The following is an 8,553-nucleotide window of genomic DNA, read 5'->3' as shown; positions in this document are numbered from 1 at the left end:
AGTGAGTGAAGCAGTGCGCTCATTTGCTCAACCTAACTCAAACTGGTAAAAACTAACTTTAATGAATTCACATTAGAGTTAGTTTTTTCCGATTTATCTATGAAATTAAGATTAATGTGTTTTTTAATTGGCATAGTTCTGTAAAATCCTTTTAATTTGCTCAGATGAGCGGCAAATAAAGCCAAAAGTTGTTAATAATCAAAAACCGTGTGCAGTCTCTACGAGTTAACCAAATTTAATTGGCTCAATATTGCTATTTGTCCAATATCTTTTTCAAGTGGGCGAACCTATCGGTAAAATTATGCCTTGGTGTAACTGAAAATATTGTAGAGTATAGAATTGTCTTAAGTATTGCCCTACGCAACTCCCGCTATGACTACCGCACCCAACATCTGGGAAGAACTAGAAACCCTCACGGATTATCAAATAGATACCGTTAATGGTTTCACCAACGCTAGAGCCAGGTTGCGCTTGTTTGGTCAGCCGGAATCTGATGTGCGGGTAACGCTGTACCGTGATAACCACGCCTGGTGTCCTTACTGTCAAAAAGTTTGGTTATGGCTAGAGGAAAAACAGATCCCCTACCGCATCGAAAAAGTGACAATGCGAGCCTTTACTACTACAAGGGCTACTCTCTGCGTTCGGAAAACCCTCGCTTGAGTTCATGGTTTGCGGCAATGGAAAGCCGACCGACCTACTGCGGAACCCAGAGCGACTTTCACACCCACGTACATGATTTACCGCCCCAGATGGGGGGCTGTTGGGAAAACGGCGAATCCCAGATGCTTTTTAATAAAGCGCGGGTGGATAATGGCCCTTGGTTCGGGCTACCAGATGTTACTTATCCAGAACCGGAAAACTCCCCTATGGAAGCTCTTCAACGAACTATCGACCACCGCATTAATATTATCCGAGTCAACCCCTTGGATGAGAAATTGTTTGATCAAGCCCTACGTTGTGCTTTAACACACATGATGACAGGTGAAGACTGTGTACCTCCATCGGGTTCTGATGTCGCTCTTCGATATTTGCGCGATCGCATTAATGTACCGCGAGATATGTCTATCTACGCAGCCAAGCGATTGAGGGAATCCCTGGAGAAAACCGCAGCCCTTGTGGGTGATGGGCAGCCAGCCCCCATTCCCACTAAGCATCGACGGGATCAAGACCCGTCTAATTTTGTCATCAAGTAGAATTTAGGCACCCGTATTAACAGATCGCGCAACTCTCCTAGTTAACAGTTATCTTGGTTTCAAGCTTTGACCAATTCACCCCATCCATCCACTGCACCCAATCGGGAGTCTCCGCTACCAATTGAGCAAACATCTGTGGATCGGTCTCCTTTATTTCTACCATTACTCACAATCAACACATTCTAATTATTAATAAGAATTAATTAGCCAAAGCGAATTTATACAAACAATTGCAAACTCTAATGAAATATTCAAGAAATTATTCAGATTTGAAAACACAATAAGCTTATTCAAAAAGGTATTACATTGCGACCAGTTTGCATTGCCTGTTAACGAAGTACCATAAGATGCCTGATACTCCTAACTCACCCGGAAATCGCAAGTCTAGTATAACTGAGCAAACACTATCGCTTGGCGATCGCCAGATTCGCTACACTGCTTTTGCCCAATGGCAAACCTTGTTTGAGCATGAAAAACCCGTTGCTGAAATGTTCCATGTGGCTTATTTAGCCGAGGTTGAACAAGCCACGCTACGACCCCTCACTTTCGTCTTCAATGGTGGGCCAGGAGCGGCTTCTGCCTATCTGCACATGGGAGCATTAGGGCCAAAGCGCGTTTATTTCGGATCTGATGGTAGCCTAGCCAAACCTCCAGTTCGGGTAGTGGACAATGTTGAAAGTTGGTTAAGCTTTACAGACCTGGTGTTCATCGACCCGATTGGCACAGGTTTTAGTCGTAGTTTAGCTCAAGATGATAAGGATACCAAACAGAGCGAGAAAGCTAATTCTGGTGAGGCAGAAAAACCCAAGGAAACGGAATTTTGGGAAGTTGAGCGAGACTTGAAAGCACTGGGAGAATTCATTGGACGATTTCTCTCTAGTCATCAGCGATGGCTGTCCCCGATCTTTATTGCCGGAGAAAGTTATGGCGGCTTTCGGGTTGCTAGGTTAGCCCGCAAGCTGCAACAGGAATTTGGTGTCGGTCTTTGCGGTGCTATTGTGATCTCTCCGGCTTTGGAGTTCAGCCTGCTAGCTGGTAGCGATTACAACCTTACGGCTTGGGCAACCCTGATTCCTTCCTTTGCGGCTAGTGCCGCTCATCACAACCGCGTCCAATGGGCAGCAGAACAAGGGAATTTACAAGCTCACATAGCAGCAGCAGAACAATTTGCTCGCACAACCTTGATTCCACTTCTGGCAATGGGAGATACGATGACACCCGATGAGCGCCAAACTGCCTATCAGCAGATGGCAGGGCTAATCGGCTTGCCCGTAGAACTGATTGAGAGACTTGGAGGAAGGATTGGCATTGAAATCTTTGCCAGGGAACTGCTGCGAGATCAACAGCGAATTGTAGGACTTTACGACGCGTCAATTACGGCTATCGATCCTTTTCCGGGTCGCGTGAATTATGAGGGCAGCGATCCGACTCTTGATGGATTAGATCGCTTGTTTACTGGGGCAATCAATAGCCACTTGCGAGACACGTTAGGTGTTGAAACCGACTTGTCTTACCATCTGCTGAATTTGGAAACATTCAAAGCTTGGAAATTCGAGCTCAAAGGCGAGTTCAAGCAGGGTTTTCTAGGTTCAGTGGACGATCTGCGCGTCGGGATGGCTTTGAACCCCTATATGCAAGTGTACATCGCTCATGGATTGTTCGATTTGGTCACTCCTTATTTTGCCTCAAAGCATCTAGCAGATATGATGAAATTAAATCCCCACATTCGTCCCAACCTAACTGTAAAACATTTTCTAGGTGGACATATGTTTTACACTTGGGATGAATCGCGCTGTTTATGGTTGGCTCAGATGAAAGCTTTCTACGACAATGCGACAGCCTGACTTGAGGAGAGAAAGTTCATATAAAACAGACTTATCTAACCAAGAGCGATCGCTAATTAATTGAAAATAATCTCAATCAAATCTGATTAGGTGATTGGCATTTTGTATTTTGGCCACGCTCACATGATGTATTGTGAATATTAACTATCAAAAAGCCGCAGTTTCCGATCTAACTCTTGTATTAGAACTTGTTGAGGAGTTTCATGAAACCGAAAACCTAGCATTTGATAAAAATAACGTTCGCGATGTACTAATACAGTTTTTGAGTAATGAATTTTTTGGACAAACATGGCTGATTTGGCAAGAAGATGAGGTGATTGGCTATATTATTTTGACGTTAGGGTACAGCCTAGAGTACCGAGGTCGAGATGCTTTTGTGGATGAATTTTATCTTCGCCCACAGCATCGCGGACAAGGTATCGGTACGCAGACGTTGAGATTTGCAGAGGAGATTTGCCATAGTTTAGGAGTTCAAGCCCTTCATCTAGAAGTAGATTTTGAAAACCCAAAAGCCCAGCGCCTGTACCATCGAGTTGGCTATCAAAAACACGAGCGTTTTCTAATGACAAAGCTCTTGAATAGAGAAGCTTGAATGACAATTTAGCTATTCACCAATTGTGGAGCAAAGGCAGAGTTTCCGAAGCTCCAGTAAGAATCAAAAATCGAATCACGCCTATCATCAACCTAATAACAGCACCCTAGACAACATCTGCCCCTTGTTGAGCAAATCTATATGGGCTGACTTCCTCAAACTCCAGCATTACGCCCCAACGCTCATCAGATTCAGAGATTTCGTCAGATACACTCACTTGGTGGGCAATACTAGCACTTCGTGGATCGCGGTAGCTGCATTTCCGCCTGTTTGGGTTCCTCCGCCAAAAACAAAAATTCGGTTGCCAATGGCTGATGCTCCCAATCCATGTCGTGGAGTTGGTAAGGGTGGCAGTACTTCCCAAACGTCGGTTTTCGGGTCGTATACCCAACTTTCGGCGAAAACTTTCTGCTCCAGAACCCACTGTTCGCCGCCAAAAACGTAAAGCTTGCCGTTGAGGGAGGTTGCAGCCAGACCGCCTTGAGGTTGAGGCATAGGCTCGCGCGTCTCCCAACGATCAAGCTTCGGATCGTAAACCTCAAGATTTGGTACATTGACTTGGCGCGTAGTGCCATCAGCATTCTTGAAAAACTTGCGACCCCCGACTACGTAAATCTTTTCATCAATTACAGCCGACGCAGCGCTATTTCGCGGTGTCGGTGCATTGGCGCGGGTCGACCAGCGCCTAGTCGTCGGATCAAATACTTCGTTTCGCACGCTGTCAATGTGGTCATTGAAAAGCCGAGCGTCCTCAGTGGCTCGAACGCGTCCGCCAATCAGGTAGATTTTATCGTCAACGACTGCGGATATGCCCTCGGCGCGAGCCACTGGCAGGTCAGTGCCTTTCCTCCAAGTATTAGAGGTAGGATTGTATATAAACATCGTCGGCTGGGCGCGCCAGTTCGGAAACCCACCTGTGAAACCGCCAACACCGTAGAGCAAACCCCTGACTGCCGACAGCGTGATGTGATGGCGTGCTTCAGGTAGCGGTCTCAATACTGTCCATGCATCCTTGACAGGATCATAAGACTCGAAATGTGCTGAAAACCCAGTGTTTGGGCTGAGTAAACCGCCGACTACGTAAATTTTTCCGTTCAAAACTTCTGGATAAAGCTCTTGTCGAGCGATCGTTGGCGGCGCAGCCTCAGTCCAATACGGCAACTGACTTTGCGCTTGACTGAGTACGGGCGAACCTAGCGCTACAAGTGAAAAGGGCAAGAGTGAGACGGAAATCAAATATCTAAACCCACGTAGCATAATGCATATCTCCTATTATTATTCGACTTGTTATTCGACCATCTTCAAGCTGAGATATTGCACTGTACAAAATCATTCAGTGACTGTGTGGGTGTGGGTGCTGTTGGTAGTGCTGCCGGAGTAGATCTTTACCGTAGTCGTTGCCATTCGGCGTTCGTATTACGCTGTGGATATGCTCGCGTGTAGGCTGACCACGTTCTAAATACCGCAGAGCGATAGGCGTCTGATGATCGAACTCGATCAAGATCACCGGGCTGTGGATACGGTAATAGAAGACGCTGTTTGCCTCCGTCTCGCCGATCCAAGCGAACCGGGTCTCGTCTAGATGCTGCCGCACTTCAGACATTTTGACCTCCGCGTGCCCGCCGCGCATATTCCCCACATACTCGCCAATCAAATCGAGCAATTGCTTCTTTTGCTCGGCTGTGAACTCCGCAGCGCCAATACCAGCATAGTCGAGAACGATGTTGTCACTGAAGGCTTCGCCCACGCTGCTGTTGCGAGTCTTGGAAACCTCAATGATAGCTTTCTCACGCTGTGCATTATTGAGCGCGTTGATCAGCGCTAGACCCTTGTTTTGTTCGTTTTGCAGCACAGTCGTGCCTTCGTACCTGCCGGAGTTAGCCGTCACTGGCTCGGAACCCATGAAAGTGGGTGTCATCACCACTTGATCGCCCAGCACGAAGTAGTTGACGATTAGATGGTGCCCGTCGAGCTGCCAGCCCCACGGCTCCGTATCTGAAGGCGTGCCCATCACCGTAATCCAGTAGCGCCACTCGCCGTATTCGTCGAAGTTATTGTCATTCAGCTCGCCCAGCGTGTGGTTGAGCCGCATGATGTCGCGCGACTGCTTCAATCCCTTAGCGCTGAACGAGGCTCGCAACAGATTGAAAGCTACCTCGCGCTGGGACTCAGTCATCTCATAGAAGCCCGTGCCCTGACGGATGTAAAAGTGCTGGTTCATCCACTTACGCCATTCCGGGTCATCAACTGAAAATATCGTCTTGCTGCGCTGCTCCGGGGTCAAGGTGGCGAGAAAAGCATCAGCAGACCTGCGGACGGGCGCAGTGGAGACTCCGGTCGAGCGGATGGGGAACAAACCTGAGACAACATCGCCGTTTGTAGTAACACCCTTAAACGGCTCGGCTAGACCACGGGCTTCGGCTTCTTGCGACATGCGCCGGAAGCGATCAGCGAGAGCACCTGATAACTGCTGTGCATGAGATTTGACACTTTGTGTCAAGACACTAGCGAGACTGACAACGACGCTAGTGCCTGCCATAATGCCCAAGAATTTACGACGTTTCATGTTCATAATGATTTCCTAGATTTGGCTTTAACGATCGCAATAGGCAATTGCTTAAACCGATTCAGCCGGGCGGTGAACCTACTACAACCATTACATGACATTTATAATCTGTCCAATGCATATTACGAATGAGTACTATATCAACAGTGGTATATACTCAGATCATGGCTCAACAGTTCCCCAACCTCTCACGCATTGATCTGAATCAGCTTCTGGCTCTACAAGCTCTTTTAGAGGAGAAGCATATCACTCGTGCGGCAGCCCGATTCTCTCTAAGCCAGCCAGCAATGAGCCGTGTGTTAGGGCGGTTGCGATCGGCACTTGGCGATGACCTGCTCGTTCGTAGCGGCGTAGGGTACGAGCGAACACCGCGTGGTGAGCGCTTGCTGCGAGAGTTGGAAGTTCTCCTGCCTCGCTTAAACGCAGTGATTGGCAGCAATGACTTTGATCCTTCCACCTCACAACAACGTTTCCGGGTCACAGGCACCGATTATGCCGCTGCTGTTATCGTCCGTGGCACCGTGCAGATCTGTCGCAAATTTGCTCCTGGCGTTCGCGTTGAAGTCATTGGCTGGACAGAAGACAGTTATCGTTACGTGGAGATGGGTCGCTGCGACGTGGCGCTTGGTGTCGGCAGCGTGCCCACCCCACCCAAAGGATTGAAGGTGGAAGTGCTGTACCACGAGCACTTTGTGTGCATGATAAGTGCGGACTGTAAATTCAAGGGCAAGCGGTTTTCTTTGGACGAATATCTGCATCGCCCACACGCAGTAGTCGCCACAGCCGAAGGGCAGCAAACTATGATTGATCGTCCGCTTGCTGATCTGGGGAAGGCGAGAAATATCGTACTCCAGTCTCCCTACTTCATGGCAACTGCGCTCAATATTGTGGGTACCGACCTGATATTCACCGCTCCTATGCGTCTAGCACTCGAACTCTCAAAGTTGTCACACTTTCGGCAGGTATTACCCCCTCAAGAGATTGGTGACTTTCCCTACACAATGATCTGGCATCCTCGACTCAGTGGTGATTCTGGGCATGCATGGTTCCGCGACCAGATCCGGACGACTGCGAAACAAGGGTGATAACTAGAATGCATTTAAGAAGGATGCAGGACACCTCTCCCGTCAGGGGAAACGCACCTTATTTACTAATAAAATCTAAGAGAGATTTCAAAATGACATAGATAATTGCAAAAATCGATAAAATGAATGAATTATCTTGAAAAAATATGATTTAGCTTATTTGATGCTAAATCATTATTCCCGATCAAAAATTCTGTTTCTAACTCCGATTTTGGCAATATTATAAGTACTATTGCTTATTGACAAATCGTATCTGACCTTAACCTCTCACGAATGACCTGAGATGAACTCGTGTTAAAAGCTAAGAAAATCAGAAAGCGTTTTTTCCTCAAGCTGTGAATAAGTGAGTAGGTGCAGACAAATTCTATGACTTACACCCTTCTTAAACCAAGTGAGCTGAACCAACGACTCCAGAGAACGCTGACCTTATCCAGTCGGCAGATGGGCTGGAATGGCATCCTGGTTGAGCAGCATGACTATACTTCAATTCCTGGCAAAATAGAAGAAATGGAACTGCCTGCTCTGTCGGATCATTGGCTAATCTTACCGATGGGGCATCCCACTTATTTGAGTCAGAAATCTGACGAACGCTGGCACGAATCAATCTTTCAAAAAGGAGATAGCCTCTTGGTTCCGGCTGAACAGTTGAGCTACTGGTGTTGTCCAGGAAGTGAGGCTGTCCAAACGGAACTCAACATTCATTTACAGCCAAAGCTGGTCGAACAAGTTGCCCAAGTGTCTCAAATCAATACAGCACGGGTTAATTTGGTCAACCATTTCGGTCAGCAAGACTTGAATCTTCAGCAGATTGCCATGCTACTTTTAGCTGAGGTGAAATCAGGTGGCATGATGGGGCGATTATATGTTGAATCCTTGTCTCAAGCATTAATCATCCATCTGTTGCGGCATTATTCTGAGGATGCACCAATCATTGCACCTGAGAATAGAAGCTTAACTCATATCCAGTTGCAGCAAGCGCTCGACTACATTCACACTCATCTAGATCAAGATTTGTCACTGGTTGAACTGGCAAATGTCGTTAATATCAGCCCCACTTACTTTGCCAGTTTGTTTAAACAAACAATTAAAATTTCGCCGCATCAGTATGTGATTCAACAGCGGGTGGAACAAGCAAAAGTGATGCTGTCGAAAACGGACTTGGCGATCGCGGACATTGCCTTACAAGTCGGCTTCTCCAGCCAAAGCCATTTGACGCAACAGTTTAAGCGCCTGACTGGAATGACCCCCAAGCAGGTTCGTTAACCTCATAAGA

General features: G+C 47.2%; 7 protein-coding genes and 1 pseudogene. 5 read left to right on the top strand and 3 right to left on the bottom strand.

Annotated features, from left to right (window positions below; translation table 11 throughout):
- Positions 1-372 precede the first annotated feature (372 nt).
- Positions 373-1,193, top strand: a pseudogene (locus H6G26_RS35350) (glutathione S-transferase N-terminal domain-containing protein).
- Positions 1,194-1,230: 37 nt separating this feature from the next.
- Here H6G26_RS35350 and H6G26_RS44045 read toward each other — a convergent pair.
- Positions 1,231-1,356, bottom strand: a complete 126-nt coding sequence (locus tag H6G26_RS44045; protein ID WP_277883955.1) for a hypothetical protein — start codon at positions 1,354-1,356, stop codon at positions 1,231-1,233.
- A gap of 184 nt (positions 1,357-1,540) precedes the next feature.
- Between H6G26_RS44045 and H6G26_RS35345 the strand changes: the two genes are divergently transcribed.
- A complete protein-coding gene (locus tag H6G26_RS35345) occupies positions 1,541-3,037 on the top strand; it encodes a peptidase S10 (RefSeq protein ID WP_190735911.1) in 1,497 nt (498 codons plus the stop codon).
- Between the two features lie 133 nt (positions 3,038-3,170).
- Entirely contained in the window at positions 3,171-3,629 is a 459-nt protein-coding gene (locus tag H6G26_RS35340) for a GNAT family N-acetyltransferase (protein ID WP_190735909.1), read from the top strand.
- 213 nt (positions 3,630-3,842) lie between these two features.
- Here the strand turns inward: H6G26_RS35340 and H6G26_RS35335 are convergent, their stop codons facing one another.
- Together H6G26_RS35335 and H6G26_RS35330 are read right to left on the bottom strand one after the other, a co-directional pair.
- On the bottom strand, positions 3,843-4,886 hold the full coding sequence (locus H6G26_RS35335; RefSeq protein WP_190735907.1) for a kelch repeat-containing protein: 1,044 nt from the start codon (positions 4,884-4,886) through the stop codon (positions 3,843-3,845).
- Between the two features lie 76 nt (positions 4,887-4,962).
- A complete protein-coding gene (locus tag H6G26_RS35330; RefSeq protein ID WP_242054125.1) occupies positions 4,963-6,201 on the bottom strand; it encodes a DUF3500 domain-containing protein in 1,239 nt (412 codons plus the stop codon).
- A gap of 122 nt (positions 6,202-6,323) precedes the next feature.
- Here H6G26_RS35330 and H6G26_RS35325 point away from each other — a divergent pair, with 122 nt between their 5' ends.
- Positions 6,324-7,280 (top strand): LysR family transcriptional regulator, encoded by a 957-nt coding sequence (locus H6G26_RS35325; protein WP_190735905.1) that lies wholly within the window; start codon positions 6,324-6,326, stop codon positions 7,278-7,280.
- Between the two features lie 366 nt (positions 7,281-7,646).
- Positions 7,647-8,543: an AraC family transcriptional regulator gene (locus H6G26_RS43245; RefSeq protein ID WP_190735903.1), complete on the top strand. Its 897-nt coding sequence runs from the start codon at positions 7,647-7,649 to the stop codon at positions 8,541-8,543.
- Positions 8,544-8,553: the final 10 nt, after the last annotated feature.

It is taken from the genome of Nostoc sp. FACHB-888, assembly GCF_014696655.1.
Classification (GTDB): Bacteria; Cyanobacteriota; Cyanobacteriia; order Cyanobacteriales; family Nostocaceae; genus Nostoc.
Note: the sequence above shows the minus strand (reverse complement) of the source record. Positions and strands in the feature narration are given on the sequence as shown.